This window comes from Photobacterium sp. 270122K (assembly GCF_059941365.1).
Genome location: NZ_JBPOEN010000001.1, coordinates 91,511 through 109,628, shown reverse-complemented (window position 1 = coordinate 109,628; position 18,118 = coordinate 91,511). Strand labels below are relative to the sequence as shown.

The 18,118-nt window shown below is 46.4% G+C and carries 17 protein-coding genes; 9 read left to right on the top strand and 8 right to left on the bottom strand.

Annotated features, from left to right (window positions below):
- The first annotated feature begins 6 nt into the window (after positions 1 to 6).
- Both ACSF8W_RS00525 and ACSF8W_RS00520 read left to right on the top strand, forming a co-directional pair.
- Positions 7 to 474: a hypothetical protein gene (locus ACSF8W_RS00525; protein WP_500844170.1), complete on the top strand. Its 468-nt coding sequence runs from the start codon at positions 7 to 9 to the stop codon at positions 472 to 474.
- A gap of 748 nt (positions 475 to 1,222) precedes the next feature.
- A complete protein-coding gene (locus ACSF8W_RS00520) occupies positions 1,223 to 2,806 on the top strand; it encodes a BCCT family transporter (RefSeq protein ID WP_500844168.1) in 1,584 nt (527 codons plus the stop codon).
- Positions 2,807 to 2,957: 151 nt separating this feature from the next.
- On the opposite strand, the gene ACSF8W_RS00515 is transcribed toward ACSF8W_RS00520, so the two are convergent.
- Together ACSF8W_RS00515 and ACSF8W_RS00510 are read right to left on the bottom strand one after the other, a co-directional pair.
- Positions 2,958 to 3,722: a 3'-5' exonuclease gene (locus ACSF8W_RS00515; RefSeq protein WP_500844166.1), complete on the bottom strand. Its 765-nt coding sequence runs from the start codon at positions 3,720 to 3,722 to the stop codon at positions 2,958 to 2,960.
- Positions 3,723 to 5,603, bottom strand: a complete 1,881-nt coding sequence (locus tag ACSF8W_RS00510) for a DUF294 nucleotidyltransferase-like domain-containing protein (RefSeq protein WP_500844164.1) — start codon at positions 5,601 to 5,603, stop codon at positions 3,723 to 3,725.
- A gap of 145 nt (positions 5,604 to 5,748) precedes the next feature.
- On the opposite strand from ACSF8W_RS00510, the gene ACSF8W_RS00505 reads away from it, so the two are divergent.
- Together ACSF8W_RS00505 and ACSF8W_RS00500 are read left to right on the top strand one after the other, a co-directional pair.
- On the top strand, positions 5,749 to 6,249 hold the full coding sequence (locus ACSF8W_RS00505; protein WP_500844162.1) for a GNAT family N-acetyltransferase: 501 nt from the start codon (positions 5,749 to 5,751) through the stop codon (positions 6,247 to 6,249).
- A gap of 262 nt (positions 6,250 to 6,511) precedes the next feature.
- Entirely contained in the window at positions 6,512 to 7,270 is a 759-nt protein-coding gene (locus tag ACSF8W_RS00500; protein WP_500844160.1) for a metal-dependent hydrolase, read from the top strand.
- Between the two features lie 92 nt (positions 7,271 to 7,362).
- Here the strand turns inward: ACSF8W_RS00500 and ACSF8W_RS00495 are convergent, their stop codons facing one another.
- The 6 genes from ACSF8W_RS00495 to ACSF8W_RS00470 all read right to left on the bottom strand — a co-directional run bounded on the left by ACSF8W_RS00495 (position 7,363) and on the right by ACSF8W_RS00470 (position 13,008).
- A complete protein-coding gene (locus tag ACSF8W_RS00495; RefSeq protein ID WP_500844158.1) occupies positions 7,363 to 7,635 on the bottom strand; it encodes a hypothetical protein in 273 nt (90 codons plus the stop codon).
- Between the two features lie 89 nt (positions 7,636 to 7,724).
- Positions 7,725 to 8,666 carry a GGDEF domain-containing protein gene (locus ACSF8W_RS00490; RefSeq protein ID WP_500844156.1) on the bottom strand — a complete coding sequence of 314 codons (942 nt, stop codon included), beginning with the start codon at positions 8,664 to 8,666 and terminating at the stop codon, positions 7,725 to 7,727.
- 237 nt (positions 8,667 to 8,903) lie between these two features.
- Positions 8,904 to 9,905 (bottom strand): helix-turn-helix transcriptional regulator, encoded by a 1,002-nt coding sequence (locus ACSF8W_RS00485; RefSeq protein WP_500844155.1) that lies wholly within the window; start codon positions 9,903 to 9,905, stop codon positions 8,904 to 8,906.
- 13 nt (positions 9,906 to 9,918) lie between these two features.
- Positions 9,919 to 10,104 carry a hypothetical protein gene (locus tag ACSF8W_RS00480; RefSeq protein ID WP_500844153.1) on the bottom strand — a complete coding sequence of 62 codons (186 nt, stop codon included), beginning with the start codon at positions 10,102 to 10,104 and terminating at the stop codon, positions 9,919 to 9,921.
- A 585-nt stretch (positions 10,105 to 10,689) separates the two neighbouring features.
- A complete protein-coding gene (locus ACSF8W_RS00475; protein WP_500844152.1) occupies positions 10,690 to 11,922 on the bottom strand; it encodes a DEAD/DEAH box helicase in 1,233 nt (410 codons plus the stop codon).
- Positions 11,923 to 12,153: 231 nt separating this feature from the next.
- On the bottom strand, positions 12,154 to 13,008 hold the full coding sequence (locus tag ACSF8W_RS00470) for an enoyl-CoA hydratase/isomerase family protein (RefSeq protein WP_500844150.1): 855 nt from the start codon (positions 13,006 to 13,008) through the stop codon (positions 12,154 to 12,156).
- Positions 13,009 to 13,580: 572 nt separating this feature from the next.
- Between ACSF8W_RS00470 and ectA the strand changes: the two genes are divergently transcribed.
- The 5 genes from ectA (at position 13,581) to ACSF8W_RS00445 (ending at position 18,114) form a co-directional block, all read left to right on the top strand.
- A complete protein-coding gene (ectA, locus tag ACSF8W_RS00465; protein ID WP_500844148.1) occupies positions 13,581 to 14,120 on the top strand; it encodes a diaminobutyrate acetyltransferase in 540 nt (179 codons plus the stop codon).
- 23 nt (positions 14,121 to 14,143) lie between these two features.
- Complete coding sequence (gene ectB / locus ACSF8W_RS00460; protein ID WP_500844147.1) at positions 14,144 to 15,409, top strand: diaminobutyrate--2-oxoglutarate transaminase; 1,266 nt, start codon at positions 14,144 to 14,146, stop codon at positions 15,407 to 15,409.
- 13 nt (positions 15,410 to 15,422) lie between these two features.
- The gene (locus ACSF8W_RS00455; protein WP_500844146.1) at positions 15,423 to 15,809 is read left to right on the top strand and encodes an ectoine synthase; all 387 of its coding nucleotides are present in this window, start codon (positions 15,423 to 15,425) and stop codon (positions 15,807 to 15,809) included.
- 99 nt (positions 15,810 to 15,908) lie between these two features.
- Positions 15,909 to 17,333 carry an aspartate kinase gene (locus tag ACSF8W_RS00450; protein WP_500844144.1) on the top strand — a complete coding sequence of 475 codons (1,425 nt, stop codon included), beginning with the start codon at positions 15,909 to 15,911 and terminating at the stop codon, positions 17,331 to 17,333.
- A gap of 115 nt (positions 17,334 to 17,448) precedes the next feature.
- Positions 17,449 to 18,114, top strand: coding sequence for an HAD hydrolase-like protein (locus ACSF8W_RS00445; RefSeq protein WP_500844143.1), 666 nt, complete (start codon positions 17,449 to 17,451; stop codon positions 18,112 to 18,114).
- The last annotated feature ends 4 nt before the right edge of the window (positions 18,115 to 18,118 follow it).

The window sequence follows — 18,118 nt, the reverse complement described above, 5'->3', positions numbered from 1 at the left end:
GCGACAATGAATGACTTTAATGCCAACCTAGAATTACAACACATCTATTTAGAGGTCTATGCAGAACGGTATCATTCGTTACGGCAGTATTTTGAAGCGTACTATTGTTACCGAGAAGGCTTAGTGACCCGTCAAGGCAAGCCCGATTGGGAACAGATTTTTACCGTTGCCCCGCATTCTCTACAGGCGTTAACCTGTGCGGATCGTAAACAGTTAGTACGCGAAATGTGGTTACCGGTGAGTGTGTTAGAGGGAAAACTGAAAGTCATGGTGCGTGACGATGTACTCAGTATTGAAGCGATTCAAACGTTGCTGGATGAACAGTTGCGCTATGTGATTGTGTCGCGTACGCAATGGCAGATGCTCAAGCAAAAAGGGTGGGTAGACCAAATGCCGGCGGCGTATTATCAGTTGACCAGTCCGCACTATCAGAACGCGGATTATCGCTTTGCCCAATTGGGTATCACGTTTTAACCCCATTCCTACATGTTAACCATCTTCCTAAAAAAGACGGGCATCAGCCCGTCAACAGGAAGGTAAGTGTGTCATCGTTGTTGTTTTGCCTGTTTATTCTTTCCTCAATTCCTCAATTCCTCATTCTCTTCCGTTCGTCCTTTCTCTTTGTGGCTGACATTGCTCGTTCACACTGCTTGTTCACGCTGACAGCCTGCCTATACCGATTTTCACCCTTCTGCTGTTTACGGCGAAATGGCTTCTTTGATGTCGCTTTATTCTATTGGTGGAGTGTGGCAACCATGTGTCGCGGTTGTGATCCGGTAATGACAATCCCTCACTTTCCGTTGCGAGTAACACCCTACATTCAGCGGGGGCATATTGTGGCAAAGAGATGAGAAAAGGCGGGCGGATGGATAGGCTACAATTAACACTGTTCCGATAGAACGCGGTAGAAACTCAAGGTAAAAATACTTTGATCACGAAGTATTTTAGCGGATGTGCTTGGTCGTAATTTAAGCAGATTAATGAGAAATTCGTCCAATTATTGCGCGTTTGATGTTGATTTGTGGCGAAACTTGACATCGTGGGGCGTGAGGTGGTTTGATCTGCGCGTTCTTTAATTGATTACAGGGCTAAATATACTTGTTCGAGTGAAGAGTAAACGCATCATCTGTCTTGCAAGGAATGTACAACAGATGCGACATCGAATTTCGGTGGTTTTCAGGTGGTGTAGCCTCATTAACTCGTGATCAAGTGGGATGACATAATGAGTAAAATAGATAAATACAGTATTGATAATACCGACTATACGGTGGGGCAAGATAATGTCCAGAAATGGGGGTTTGATGTCCATAATCCCGTTTTTGGCACAAGTGCAGGTTTGATTGTGCTATTTTTGGTGCTTGCCTTAGTCAGCGATCCAACCACCGCGAAAACGGCGTTAGACGGCATCAAAAATAGCATTATTAATAATTTTGACACGCTGTTCTTGTGGGCAGGTAACATTTTTGTACTGTTCTGCTTAGTGCTGATCGCATCGCCTTACGGCAAAATCCGCATCGGTGGTGCTGATGCTCAACCGGACTATTCTCGCCTGTCTTGGCTCGCGATGTTGTTCGCTGCGGGTATGGGTATCGGGTTAATGTTCTGGAGTGTGGCCGAGCCGGTTGCGTATTACACGGGCTGGTATGAAACCCCACTCAATGTCACGCCTTTTACGCCGGAAGCGCGTGAACTGGCGATGGGCGCAACCATGTATCACTGGGGCTTACACCCATGGGCGATTTATGGCGTTGTAGCACTGTCATTGGCGTTCTTTGCTTATAACAAGGGATTGCCACTGTCTATTCGTTCGATTTTCTATCCGCTACTGGGCGATCGTGTTTGGGGTTGGCCGGGGCATGTTATCGATATCTTCGCGGTATTGGCGACTATGTTTGGTTTAGCGACCTCATTAGGCTTAGGCGCCCAGCAGGCCGCAAGCGGGATTAATCATGTGTTTGGTTTATCCGGCGGAATCGGACTGCAAGTTATCGTGATCATTGTGGTGACACTGCTTGCCGTGATTTCCGTTGCCCGTGGTATTGATGGTGGGGTGAAGCTGTTAAGTAACCTCAATATGCTGGTGGCGCTGGCGTTGCTTATCTTCGTCACCGTTGTGGGGTTTGCCGTGTCAATGGGGACCATTCCAACGACGATTGCCGGGTATGCGAAAAACTTCTTTGCGCTAAGTAACCCTTACGGCCGAGAAGATCAGGCATGGTTGCACGGTTGGACGGTGTTCTACTGGGCGTGGTGGATTTCTTGGTCACCATTTGTCGGGATGTTTATTGCACGCGTCTCGAAAGGCCGTACTATCCGAGAGTTTTTGATTGCAGTATTGATTGTGCCGACCGTGGTCACAACACTATGGATGTCCGTGTTTGGCGGGCAAGCGATTGATCAGGTGATCAATGGTGTCGGTGAGTTAGGTAAAAATGGCTTAACGTCAGTACCACTTGCGATGTTTGAGATGTTTGAATCTCTGCCATTAAGCTCCTACTTGTCTGTTGTGGCGATTTTGCTGGTCATGATCTTCTTCATTACCTCATCAGATTCTGGCTCGTTGGTTATCGATAACATTACGGCTGGCGGTAAAATTGAATCGCCGATCCTTCAGCGTGTTTTCTGGGCGAGCATGGAAGGGGCGGTTGCCGCTGTGTTGCTCTACGTGGGCGGGACGCAAGCGATCGAAGCCTTGCAAGCAGGGGTTATTTCAACCGCCTTACCGTTTGTATTTATCCTCTTGTTGATGTGTGTCAGTTTGATCATGGGGCTGCGGACAGAGCGTATCCGAGAGCGACATGCTTAACTGTTAACTCTGAATCATTAACACATACCGCGGATAATTCAGGTAGAAAAATATTGAAAGCCCTTTCCAACAGGAAAGGGCTTTTTGCTATGTCGATCCGTAGATGAGTAAACCGGTCATGCAGTTCAAAAACAGGTCGGCTAACGGCGTATCACAACCAAACATGTGATAATGGGGTATCGGGAGTAAAGTGGTACGCGATCTGTGCTTGTAGTAACTCGGCGGTGGCTAAGGCATCAGTCAGGGCGTGATGCGGTTGGTATGCCGGTAGCCCGTAGCGACGGCGGGCTTTGGCCAGTCGCACGGATCCTGGGCGGATCCCGCGAAGTCGATTAATCCATCCGCCGCAATCACGTTGCTGCACGGCAGATTCAATGGCCAATGTATCAATCACAGGAAAACGGATCCCTTCACCTAAACGGCTCAACAAAGCTTGATTCATGAAGCTGCGTTCGATGTGCTGATAGTGCACGACGACGATTTTTCCGGCCAGCGCATCAAGTACTTGCTCTAAGATGATCAACAAGTCGGGGGCGTTCTCTACTTCGGAATCCGTAATGCCGTGGATGACGACAGACGCTTCATTCAGCGGACGATTAGGATTGATGATCCAATGGGCGGATTCCCGACAGCGAATGCGTGACAGCGTAAAGGGCACCAAGCCGATACTGATGATCTCGTCTTTTTGGGGATTCAATCCCGTGGTTTCAAAATCGAGCGCCACAAACTCCACCTGATCCAATGGGGTATCGGCTGCTGCCATCGGGTTTTTGTAGTAATGCCGTAATCGCTCGTCTTTCGTTGTTTCTAATAACGTGTGAAAGAATGTCGGCCAATTCGGTGTGGCACGGGTGTTTAAGTGTAGGCTGGGTTTCTTACTGTGTGAGGTTGAAGCCGGTGGATGAAAAATAGACATTTACAAGCGGCCTCCTTGGTAGCGAAACTTAATGAAATTTTGCGCATTGCTGAGAATCTGAAAAGCAGCTTTGAGGTTACGCCGTTCAAAATCAGACATGTTTTCCGGCTCAATACTGTTATCCGCCTCGATGTCGGCTTCAATATCCAATGCTTGATGACGAATACGCACCATGTAAATCAGCTCCATCGCATCACGCAAATCTTGCCCTCGGCCTTTGGGCAAAATGCCGGCTTCAATTACATCATCTAAGCGTTCGAAGGAATTCTGTGACCGTGAACCGACGGCGAGCGCATGTACGCGGATCAAATCGGCCAAAGGTGCGGTACCTCGGCGTTTTAAATTGATCGAATTTTTATGGCGACCGTCTTGTTCCATCACGAAATCTTTAAAAAAGCCCAGCGGAGGGGTACGGCTGATTGCGTTGCGCGCTAAACAGGCCAAGAAGCGATTGTTCTTCCGTGCGCGGCGGATAATAAAGCTGTTCAGTTGTTCGGCCCATTTATCCCTGCCATAGACGCCGTCGAGGTCGAAGAAAATAGAACTATTGAGTAAGGCTTGCGGTTTCGGATCGTCAATCCAGTCGGCAAAGCAATCTTCCCATTGGCTGCGGGTTTTGCGCCATTCTGGATTTGTCGCCATGACATCGCCGGAACAAAAGCTGTAACCACATGCGGCTAGTCCATCACATATGAACGTGGCCAGCTTGAAGAAATAGTCACCGTGAATGGCTTCGTCGTAACTGTCATCCAGGATCAATGCATTGTCTTGGTCGGTCACGATGAGTTGTTCATCCCGTGCCATAGAGCCCATCGCCAGCAAACAATAGGGGATAGGTGGGGGGCCGAATTGTTCTTCTGCCAGTTCTGCCAGTCGCTGTTTAAAGCTACGCCCAATCACGGACATGGCGCTGCCGACCATATGAGCGTTGGCATCTTCATTCACCATCCGCACAAAGCAATGTTTTACTTGTTCGCTGACCAGTTGCAATTCTTCCACGTTGTGTTGCTGAAAGATGGTGCTGACGATGAGCAGGCTGTTTTGAGATTCATAACGAACAATGTCGGTTAACCCAATAATGCCAAGCGGCTGTTTGTTTCGCAGCACAGGTAAGTGATGTACGTTGTAGCGCAACATGGTGAGCATGGCTTCGAACACATACGCGTTGTGATCGAGGGAAATCAGCTCTGTGCTCATGACCTCAGAGACCGGGTGCGCCGTGTCTAACCCTTGCGCCAATACCCGCGAGCACAAATCGCGATCGGTGATGATACCGACCAGTGGGTCGCTGTCATCGTTGTCGCCATCATGGTCAGGGTTAACGATCAGCAGGGCAGACACGTTCTCTTCGGCCATCAGTTGAGCGGCGCTTTGTATCGACGCATCGCAAGCAATGGTGATGGGATCGCGAGAGAGCAGTGTGCGCACTTTTGAGGTCGTCAGATCGTTTTCTGCCGCATGAGTGGAGACCACGTTACGCAAACGGGCGCTGTCTTCCACTTCGACAAAATCAGCGAAGGTATCAAATTCATCACAGAGCTGGACAAAAATAGCCTCAGGAATGCAGTAGACCAGCGTGTCTTCAATGGCGCACACCGACATGCGGACTTTGTTGCTCATTAGCAACCCCATCTGCCCAAAGAGTGCGCCTTCATCCATGCGGTTATACAACTCCCCTTTACGGCGATAAACCTCCACCGCGCCACTGCGGATCATATACAGGTCATGAATGCTGGCACCGGTGGTGAGGATCATGTGGTCAGCGCGGTAATAGGCGACTTCGATATTGAGCGCGATGTGCTGCAACGTCGCTTCAGGGAGCACGGTAAAAGGCGGATGCTGGCTGATAAAACTGAGAATTTCGAGTTGTTCGGCTTCCATCGGGGTATCCGTGTTGTTCTGGCATACCAACAAGTATATGTAATCGACGTGAATGACGGCTGTCTGAATAGTGACCGGGAACTGTTCGTTTGTGGTGAATGGAAAATAGGGTAATGTAGGTGATTATCTTAAAGGGACGTCCACCATGCATATTCAATATTGTACCTATGCCGATCACGCGGAAGCGATGCTGGCCATTTTCAATGAGGCCATCGCCCATTCTACGGCGCTGTATGAATATGAGCCGCGCACGCTCGCTGTGATGGAAAATTGGTTTAATGGCAAAACCAAGGGGGATTTCCCCGTTGTCGGCGCGTTTGATCAGCAGGGTAAGTTGATGGGCTTTGCGAGCTATGGCCGTTTTCGTGAACAGCCTGCATTTCAATTTACGGTTGAAAACAGCATTTATCTTGATGCGCAATACCGAGGGAAAGGGGTCGCAACAGAGCTGATGAAAACCCTGATTATCTTGGCGCAGCACCAAGGGTATCAAACCATGGTCGGTGCTATTGATTTAGAGAATATCGCCAGTTTACGCTTGCATCAAAAATTTGGTTTTGAAGAAGCGGGTATTATTAAACAAGCTGGTTTTAAGTTTGATCGCTGGTTAGATTTGGCGTTTTATCAATTACAACTTAACCCATAAATGCGCCATTCCGAGTGTGTTTAACGGGTGTTTGTCATGATTTCGTCAAATGAGGATAAAAAACACGCATTTAATTTGAAATAGGCATTAAATCTGCAATTTTTATTGAAGTTGAAACCGATTAATACATAATACTGTTTATTTATCCAGTTAAGAGGCGCAAGCAGGCAAACGCGATACTACACTGCATAAGATAACGGTCAATTTGGCCATGTGAATAAGTGAGTATCGAGGAATTGCGTGCGCGCATTGTGTGATTTCAGTGGCTAATTTCAATACGCATCTTGGAACAGCCGCATTGACCAGCAGTTTAGCGGCAACCGCATTACTTTCTGCCGGCCACATTGTGCCTATTACGGCGCTGTGGCTCATGCTGCTGGGAACGATTGGCGGGTTGTTGCCAGATATCGATTCCGATAATTCAACATCGATGCAGACCCTGTTTAGAATATTTGGTGGGTTGATTACATTCAGTTTTGTTGGCCATATTTATCGTATGGTATCGATGCTGGAATTAATGGTGTATGGCACATTTTGTTATTTAACGATTCGGTATAACTTTAAATCGACGTTAGAAAAATTCACGGTACACCGAGGGTGCTGCCATTCGTTGGCCTTTGTGGTGTTGTTTGGCCTGTTTACCGTGTGGTTATTATTTTTGCTGGGTTACAGCGATGAAACCGCTTGGTTGTCAGGGTTATTTGTTTTGTACGGTGGCATTGTGCATTTGCTGTTGGATGAACTCTACAGCGTGGATTTGGCCAACCGACGGCTAAAATTGTCGTTTGGCACGGCAATGAAAGTCTTTTCGCCGCGTAATCCGTTTATCAGTGCGTTGCAGTGTGCGCTGATCGTGGTGCTGTATTTTCACAGTCCACCTTGGGAAAGCACCTGGCAGCAGCTCAGTAATTGGAGCGAATTTCAATTCAAACCCGATTGGCTTAACCGTGAGCAAGTTGGTGAGTTTTGGCAGGATGTGGTCAGTTCGACCAAAGATGCAATGAGTCGGCATGAACCGTAATTCATCGCATTAACGATGAATCGACACAAGTGGCGCGGCTGACATGTATACGTGTAGTATGATTGTCAGCCGTGCTTTTTTGTTTGTACTGCTTACGTTGAGACTATCTGCTTGGATTTGAAAATATTCACCACAGCTTTGGCCGTGTAGTAGCCACATACCACAGTAAACAAGATGGCGCAGGTGGCTTCGCCATAATGTTGGGAGACACCTATCCATGCTAAAGCTTGACCGCCAAACGCTTTCACATGCGTTAATGCCCATTGGTAGACAATATAGAGTTTAGTCAGCGTAATAAAAACCAAATACGCTTTACCCCATGGGGTAGTAAGGAAAGCTTTAACTTTAGACCAAAACGACTTCATATGACCTCTCAGTGAATAACAGGTTGCTGTTGACGAGAGAGATCATATGATCCTGACATTTTTGTTTTTACCTATTCGCGCCACAGGAATTAGCTCATAAAAGAGAGAGAAAAGGCATCCTCTTGAATAGGCACAATATCTGAATGCGTCATGACCAGATTTTTTCCGGTACGTTTAGCATAACTCAGCGCTAAGTCGGCTTTTTCGACTAATTGGCTGGGGGATGTCTCATCTTGATATTGCGTTTGCGTACAAATGCCAATACTGACCGTAAAGGAAATGGATGCGTTAGGGGCCGTTAACCGCAGTTTACTGATCCGCCAGCGTAGTCGTTCCGCCAAAATACGGGCAAAGTGTTCTGATGTATCAGGTAATAAAATCAAAAATTCTTCGCCACCCCAGCGGCCCATAAAGTCTGTTTTCCGAATACTGTGTTTACAACAATCGGCAAACAGCCGGATCACGTTGTCTCCGAGATGGTGGCCGTAGGTGTCATTAATCAACTTAAAATCATCAAGATCAATAAATAAACAGGAAAGGGGTGTTTGTTCGTGGTTTGCTTTGGCGCTTTGCTGGTGGAGAATAATGTCAAAACCATTGCGGTTCGTGAGACCAGACAAGGTATCAATATAAGCACTTTTTTCTAATTGATTATATTCGTTATATTTATCGGTAATATCGATGACCGAGAGTTGAACCAAGGGCTTTTCTGGGCAGTGCAATAAGGATTCAGCAGCAAGGATGTAAGCTGTGTCACCAGAAGGCTTGGTCATGCGGTAGGTGTGAATGGTCGGTGTGAGTTGGCCGGTAAGAATGGCGTCATAACGTTGTTGAGCCATCGAAGGGTCAAGATCGAGAAATAAAGGCAGCAGGCTGGGAAGTGTGAGCAGGTCATCGGCGGAGTCGACGCCTAATATTTGGCAGATATTATCATCTGCATACACAGCTCGATAATGGTCATGAATCAATGTGCCAAAGTCACACTTGAAGTCCGTCACATGATCGCGTTCTATGCGAGGATATGTAGTCATTGAGTCTGCATCTTCCTTGTTATACCAATGAAAGATAGCTAAAGACTATTTAGCTATATATTACTTACAGTTATGTCATTAGGGATAATATGTGATGTTAGTTCAGAAATTCAAGTTAATGACATGCAAAATACATCTTTTATAGAAAAAGTTTGAGCTGAGTCGATATCTGGGCAGGCTGATTTAGGTTATTGATATTAAACAGAATGGCGAATGGTTAAATACATTCAAGCGGCGTTAGCAGAGGTAGCGTTTGCGGTAACACTTCGGTGAGAACCCGGTCATTTTCTTAAACGCGCGGGAAAAATGAGCAAGATTGGCATAGCCAATCTCTTGTGCAATGGCAGTGAGCGAATAATGATGTTGTTCCATCAAGCGGCAGGCTGTTTCCAGTAGATAATGTTCTTTAATTTGGCGAAAACTCGTATTGGCACTGGCGAGACGGCGTTGCAATGTCCGGGGTGTCGTACCCAGTCGCTGAGCGGCTTCTTCAATGGTTAACGACTGTTTAGCCAAATAAGGGCCCAGTGCATGCTGCACCGAGTCAATGTAGCTCATGTCTGCGGGTACATCATGACAGAGGCTAGTTTGTTCAAACTGTGCCGGTGTATGAAATGGCATGGCCATGATGGTATCGTTCAAAGCCACGGCAGCAAGGCTACGTCCGGTGTAAAACGTGATGTTTTTATCATCAAGAATAATAGCGAGTTCTTTTGCGCCGGTTGATTGTAAGGCGATCTGGCTAGGTAGCCAATCGGTGCGTGTCAACGTACGAATAAGCTCAATGATAAACAAAACAGAAAACACTTCAGCCCACAGAAAATGGGCGCTGTCGGTGTTGGGTTTACAACGACAAAACCAAGGCATGTCATTAAAGCGATGAATGCTCAGTTGGCTGGAAGGGGATTCGTGCTGAATGGTAACGGTGAGTTGCTGTAATGCTTCTTCTACCGTTCTAACCTGGCGCAAGCGTTGGAGCACTTTGGGGATGAAAAATGATTTTATTTCGTTACGTAATACATGGCCGTAGTGCTGTGGTTCAGCGCGCTCAGCCATTAAGGCTAAAAGGTGCTCGATAGGTGTACTCGAAACAAATTGATAGGGCTGCCTAAGTAATGCATCAGGCAATCCCGCCGTTTTTAATAGCGGATAAACATCATGTTCAAAATGTTTGATTAACGTAATAAACGCTTTGGCATGAGAAGCATGTATCAGCGGTACTATTGGTTTATCGGGCATGTTGTTGCCGTACTCATGAATACGAATTAACGATTTCTTCGAACGCCAATTGCGCTTGTTCAAGTTGCTGCATCAAGTGAGCAAGTTCACCGTTTTCGCCGGTTTTTATGGCTTCACGGACTTGTGCTTGGCAATGTTCCAGTCGCTTTATAGAGGCTTTTTTTTCAAAAATTTCGCGTAGACTTTCTGCCTGATCCATCGTCTCTCTTCCTGTCTTAATTGCGCATGTTTATATCAATATGAACACGGCTGCTCATCCTATGCCGTGTGAGCATAATTGAAATTCATCATATCGGGTATGATGCACATCACAAAATCTCTAAAACATATCATGATAAGTGTATCTAAATATGCATGAATGTCGCATTTAAACCATCAATGTCAGTGAATAGTTTGGCGGCGTCAAATAACTGACTCTATAAGGTCAAAATATCACTTTGTGGGTGGTGAGGTAACAATGAAGTAATGATTCTCTGGATAAGATATTGATTTTGCGGTCATTGGCAAATTTATCATGAGAATGCAGGAGGTAAGCGTTGCACGGTAATACGTGTAATTGATGTACGGTAAGCGTTGAAAGTAATGGGGGTATTTCTTTTAGGGATAAACAAGGTAAGTAACTGACGACTAAGTCATTAGTTGGGATAAATAAGTACTGCGGTATAACAAAAAATGATTGGAACGTGTTTCAGTTAAAAATTTGAGCTGTGTCGCCTTTTGGCGTGCAAATTGCGTTCTAAGAAAAAGAGCGCGAACGTTGTCGCGCTCTGAGGGTAATGATTGATTACTTTTTCTTCGCGTGCGGCGGCTTGCTACGACGTGGTTTACCGTCAGGATCACGACGGTGTAGCGGCACGTAATTCAGAATAGAGATAGGAATAGGCTTTTTCGGCACGAAACCGTCAATCTCTTTACGCACAATCAGGTGACCAAGACGTGATTCAATCATGCAAAGGTTTTTGAAATCGTCACGTGAAACCAGTGAGATTGCTTCACCCGATGCACCCGCACGACCCGTACGGCCAATACGGTGTACGTATTCATCGGCAGGGAACGGTAGATCGTAGTTAACAACGCGGCTGAGTTCGTCGATATCAATACCACGCGCAGCAACACCGGTCGCCACTAAGTACTTTAGCTCACCGGTTTTAAAGTCGTTCAGCACTTTTGCACGTGCATCTTGGCTACGGCCACTGTGAATGGCTTCCGCTTTGATGTTACGTTTTTCAAGTTGAGAAACCAGCTTAGCCGCACCGTGTTTCGTTTCAATGAAGATCAGCGCCTGATCCCACTGATTTTCGTTAATCAGGTGGCTTAATAAGGCTGATTTCTGATCCTTATCGACACTGACCAACCACTGATCGATCTTAGGTGCCGTGCTGTCATCGGCTTTTACCGCAATCTCGACAGGGTGGTCGATCGCGGTTTTCGCTAGCTCACGGACTTGTCGAGACAGTGTCGCTGAGAACAACATGTTCTGGCGATCGTGCGGAAGGCGATCAACGATGTCATTGATTTTTTCAATAAAGCCCATGTCCAGCATGCGGTCAGCTTCATCAAGTACCAGCACTTCGATTTCTTCAAAGTACACGGCTTTTTGGCTGTGTAAATCCAGCAAACGACCAGGCGTCGCCACCAGAATATCCACACCGTCGATTAAGCGTTGTTTCTGTGGTTTTTCATCCACGCCACCGTATACAGCCAGTGACGTTAAGCCAATGTACTTGCTGTAGCTTTCAATGTTCGCTTCTACCTGAACCGCCAATTCACGGGTAGGGACAAGGATCAACGCACGGACGCGTTTTTTACGCTGAGTTTCACCTTTACTCAACATTTCAAGGATTGGTAGCGTAAAGCTTGCAGTCTTACCGGTACCCGTTTGCGCGGCGGCAATCAGGTTTTTTCCAGTTAGCGCAACAGGAATGGCTTTTTCTTGAATAGGAGTAGGAGCGTTGTAACCTAATTCCGCGATGGCTTTTAGGATTGGATCGCTCAATCCAAGAGTAGAAAATGGCATGGGTAGTCTCAATTGAATGAAATCGTCTTGCTACGGGTAATTTTCCCGCCACAAGATAGTGTTAACGTGAATTCTATCACGAACTGAATAAATAAGAGTGTTTGTTGAAGAAAAACATAGCGAGTAAGTCCGTGAAATACTGAGTGAGATAAACGGGCGGGATATGGCATGGTGGACAATGCTTCCACCCGCAGGACGCGAGTGGAAGCATGTGAAAGAAAAGGAGAAGCGTTAGTCGTCTTGATTGATCTGCTGTATTTGCATGACCATGTTTTCCCAATTGTGTTGATTATTCATATCAAACTGCGCGCCTTGCTCATCCGCCCAAGTGAAGCGCTTGATTGCCGCTGTTCGACTAGTGGCCTGATAGAGCCAGTAAGCTTCAGCTTTGAGTGCTTCATCAATGGGTTTGTCGATGGACTCATAAACGGCTTGTTTACAGGCGCGAATGGATTCAGCGGGAAATTGTGCAATGCGCTTGGCTAATGTCTCTACATAGGGGCCAATCTCATCGGGGGCGAGTGCTTTATTGATGGTGCCATAGGCTTCGGCTTCATCGGCAGTAAAATCTCTCGCACTCAGAATGATTTCCAGTGCACGGCCTAAACCGGCCTGACGTGCCATACGCGATGCACCGCCCCCGCAGGGTAGAATCCCCATACCGACTTCCATTTGCATGAACGTATATTTTCCTCGAGCGGCGAATCGCATGTCACAGGCAAGGGCAAATTCGTGGCCACCCCCACGGGCGTAGCCTTCGAGTTTAGCGATGGTGGCTTGTGGCAGTTTACTGATCCGTTCTAGCACCGCTTGTAGATCGAGTAATGTTGCGTCTTGACGAGAGACAGCCTCCATCGACATGTCTCTCAGTAAATTGGTGTCGTAGTGACAAACCCAGATGTCGGGATGCGCAGATTGGAAAACGACCACTTTGGTTTCTCTGTCTCGCTCCAGCCTTAATGCCAAGCTATTAAGATCGGCCAACATTTCTTGCCCCTGAACATTAACGGGCGGAAAATCAATCGTCACCCAAGCGATACCGTCTTTTACCTCGACACGAAATGTCGTGAAGTGTTTGTATTCCATTTTGCGCATCCTCGTTAAAACCTGCATTAAACCCGTTTTAAACCGTAGTTCAGGAGAATATGTTGCGTTATGCACAATAATGAAAAAGAGAATATAGCAAAACTATAAACCGAATGATGGCGATTTACCGCGTACTGTATGGTACGAATTTCGTGTGTCTGGTAATACCGCTTGCACCATCACATGGCTATTTGATGCCCCCTTGGAATAGCTTGTTAAAATAACCAAGCTACAGCGTGACTATGCGGGGAAAAAGCTGTTTGTAGTCAGTTAAACCATGTCGTAAATTTTTTATGGCGTATGACGTGACATTGGTGAGGTATTTTAATATTTATAACGTTGTTTTCTACATCGGTATTTCCACACATTGGCAAAGGATGTTGATCAACATCACGCAAATGGAAGGGAAATAAATTAGTACTCAAAGGTTTTTTGCTAGGTCGAAATGCCTTAAAAGTGTGACGGGTGTCACATATTCAAGGGTTTTAGCGTCAAATATTTGATTTGTGGGTGGTGGTTGTGGGGATAATAAAGGTGCGATTTCATTATAACTCAAAGGATATGTGTCATATATGAGCACTTCTATCGCTAAGCAGATGACATCAAACATTGAAGAGAAAGAGACTTCAATGTGGAATTTTCGAGAACCCTCAATTACTGACGGTGATGCTATTTTTACCTTGATTGCCAATTGCCCGCCTCTCGATACCAACTCCTCATATTGTAATTTTCTACAGTCTTCTCATTTCAGTAAAACATGCTTGATTGCTGAACGTGATAGTGCGATCGCCGGATTTATTTCTGCCTACCAAAAGCCCAATGAGCCAAATGTATTATTCATCTGGCAAGTGGCAGTTTCACCACAAGCTCGTGGTGAAGGGTTGGCATTTACCATGCTGACGACATTACTCGATAGAATGAAAAATACGGTTGATGCCATTGAAACAACGATCACGGAAGATAATGATGCATCGTGGGCTCTGTTTAAAAAATTAGATGCACAACATCTTCAGCAGGGTGTTATCAGCACATTCTTAGATGAAAATACGCACTTTAAGGGTAAGCATGATACGGAATATTTGTATCGTATTACGCTAAAAAACTCTCAATAAATAGGAATTATAACGGTCCCGACATGGATATATTTAACAAGAAAGAATCTAAAGTACGTTCATATTCAAATAACTTCCCCGTTGTGTTTCAAAAAGCGAAAGGCTGCTGGCTGGAAACAGAAAGCGGCGACAAATATTTGGATTTTCTGGCTGGCGCCGGTTCGTTAAATTACGGTCACAACAATCCCGTTTTGAAACAAGCACTGCTCGACTACATTGCTGCCGATGGTATTACGCATGGTTTGGATATGCATTCCAATGCGAAAGCTGATTTTCTTCATGCATTGAATGACCACATTCTCGCACCAAGAGAATTAGACTACAAAGTACAGTTCACCGGGCCTACCGGCACCAATGCTGTTGAAGCGGCTTTAAAGCTGGCAAGAAAAGTAAAGAACAGAAGCACGATTGTTGCCTTCACGAATGGTTTCCACGGTTGTACCAGTGGCGCGCTGGCGGCAACGGGTAATCAGCATCACCGTCAAGGCGCGGGCACAACGTTAACCAACGTCACACGCATCCCGTTTGAAGGGTATGCGGGGGTTGATGGTCTAGCGTTGTTTGAAACCATGCTGACGGACAATTCGGCCGGTATGGATAAGCCTGCTGCTGTGCTACTGGAAACGGTGCAAGGTGAAGGCGGATTGAACGTCGCCTCGAATACCTGGTTACAACGTCTGAGTGCGATTTGTCAGGCTCACGATATCCTACTGATTGTTGATGATATTCAGGCGGGTTGTGGCCGAACAGGTACCTTCTTCAGCTTTGAGCCTTCAGGCATCACGCCGGATATGGTGACATTGTCGAAGTCGATTGGGGGCTATGGCCTGCCGATGGCCGTCGTACTACTAAAACCCGAGCTCGATATTTGGAAGCCGGGTGAGCACAACGGCACATTCCGGGGGAATAACCACGCGTTTGTCACTGCGGCGAAGGCATTGGAAACCTATTGGGCCGATGCCAACTTCGAAGCGCATATTCAGCGTTGTTCAAAAAAGATCAGCACGACGCTGCAACGCTCATTGAGTCGTTTCCCTGACCTGTTTGTGAAAGAAAAAGGGCGCGGCATGATGATCGGTATCGAGTGTCAGAGCGATGAGATCGCATCAGCCATTGCGAAAGCCTGTTTTGCTAACGGCATGATCATTGAGACAGCGGGTCCAAATGATGAAGTCGTGAAGTTTTTCTGCCCATTGACGATTACGGATGCAGAACTGGAACAAGGATTGAATATTTTTGAAGGGGCAGTGGAAGCCATTGTCGATAAACACTTCAAGAAAGCGTCTTAATAAGGAAATTATAATGATTGTAAGAACATTGGATGAGTGCCGCCAAGGTGAGCGACGTGTAGTGAGTGATACATGGGAAAGCGTCAGAATGTTGTTGAAAGATGACAAGATGGGTTTCTCATTCCATATCACCACCATCTATGAAAATACAGAGACGCATATTCACTATAAGAACCATCTTGAGTCAGTGTATTGCATGAGCGGTGAAGGGGAGATTGAAGTGGTCGGCGGGGAAACCTACCCGATTAAGCCTGGCACCCTGTATATCCTTGATAAGCACGATGAGCATTACCTTCGCGCGTACAAAAATAAAGAAATGGTGATGGCATGTGTCTTTAATCCGCCGATTACTGGCGCAGAAGTGCATGATGAAAACGGCGTGTATCCGCTCGTGGATTAAGCCCATCGCGTGATAGACATGAGCGGGAGAGCCTCTTGCTCATGTCCTCTTTATGCATTTTCTTTATTACACTTTATCTTACACAGCGAAGGCCTATTTATGACTTATACCGTAGAGAAAATCGGCGGTACCTCGATGACTGCATTTGATGCAGTGTTAGACAATATTATGTTACGCCCAGCACCTGAAGAACGATACAACCGCGTATTTGTGGTATCGGCGTACGGCGGGATGACCGATGCACTGCTTGAATGCAAAAAAACCGGTAAGCCGGGTGTCTATCAACTGATTGCCAAACGTGATGAAACGTGGCCGGATGCCCTCGATTTTGTACAACAGCGCATGCTACTCGTTAACGAAACTATTTTTGCCGATTCAATGAATCGTTTGCGTGCGGATAAGTTTATTCAGTCACGCATTGCAGAAGCAAAAAATTGTATCTCAAACATTCTTGAAACGTGCCAATATGGCCAGTTTTCACTGCGCCATTATTTGCCACAAGTCCGCGAGTTTTTGTCATCGATCGGTGAAGCGCACAGTGCGTACAACACCGCGTTAAAATTGAAAAACGTAGGGCTGAACGCCCGTTTTGTTGATTTGTCGGGCTGGAACGATGAGAAAACCCAACTGTTGGATGACAACATTCGCGATGCCTTTGCCGATATTGATGTCAGTAAAGAGTTGCCGATTGTGACGGGTTACGCATCATGTAAAAAAGGACTGATGTCGACCTACGATCGTGGTTACAGTGAGATCACATTCAGCCGTATTGCTTCTATTACTCAGGCGGATGTGGCGATCATTCATAAAGAATATCACCTGAGTTCTGCCGATCCTCGCATGGTTGGGGTCGATAAGGTATTGCCGATTGGTCAGACCAACTACGATGTGGCGGATCAGCTCGCCAGCCTCGGGATGGAAGCCATTCACCCAAATGCTGCCGCAGGTCTGCGTGAAAGTGGCATAGAGTTACAAATCAAAAACACGTTTGAGCCTGAGCACAAAGGCACCGTGATTTCGAGCACTTACCAGCCAAGTGCTAACAAAGTCGAGATCATCGCCGGTAAAGAAAAAGTCTTTGCACTGCACCTGTTTGATCAGGGTATTGTGGGTAAAGTCGATAACGTGAGTTATGAACTGATGGAAATTATTGCCGATGAGCGTGTTAGCTTGATAGGTAAAGAAATGAACGCTAACTCCATCACCTATTATTTGGGCGGCAACCCAGAAAGTGTGAAAAAAGTGCAGTACAAGGCGGAGAAAAAATACCCGAAAGCGGAAATTAAAGGCCGGATGGTGGCCTTGATCTCAGTGATTGGTTCACAAATCGATACCAACAAAGCCTTGGCGCAAGGGGTGTTGTCATTGATGAAGGCGGATATCACGCCATTAGCGCTTCACTCGTCAATGCGTAATGTTAACGTGCAGTTTGTTGTCAGTGACAATGAGTACAAAGGGGCCATCTGTGCTCTGCACGATAAATTTTTTGATGCCGACAACCAACGCGATAGCAAAGTGGCTTAATCGAAGATAGGCAATGTGATTGCAACGAAATAAGCCGAGTTCGCTCGGCTTTTTTGTGCGCGAACGATGACGATTTTTACATCAAGGTATGCATGACAAGGCATCAGGAGCGAGTATGTCAGAAAGTAACACACCAACGCCTATCGTGATTTTTGATCTCGATGGCACCATCAGTGATCCGAAATTTGGCATTGTTCGCTGCATTAATGTCGCACTCAACGAACATGGTTATCCGCCGCGCGGTGACGCAGAGATTAGCACGTATATTGGTCCGCCGTTGGATTTAACGTTTGCCGCGCTTGTTGAAAATGATGACCCGATGTTGATCGCCTCATTAGTGGCGACATACCGTGAGCGTTATGCCACAAAAGGGTACGCGGAAAACATCTTATATGACGGTATGGCAGACATCATTCAACCCCTATCTGAACGTTATCAGCTAGCTGTGTGCACGGCAAAGCGCAAAGATTTTGCTGAGAGGGTTTTAGCCCACTTTGGCTTGTTGCCGTATTTTCAATTCGTTAATGGCGGTGATATCGGAATCAACAAAACCCAGCAACTCGCGCAACTGCTTCACGAGGGAGCCATAGGCCAAGATGCCATTATGATCGGTGATCGTAACGTGGACCTGATTGCGGCACACCACAATGGCTTGCGTTCTATTGGTGTACTGTGGGGATATGGTGATGAGGCGGAGTTAAGCCAAGAACAGCCTGCACGTATAGTGCAACAACCCGATGCGCTACCAGCAGCGATTGCAGCGTTATTGAAGGTAGAGTAGGAAA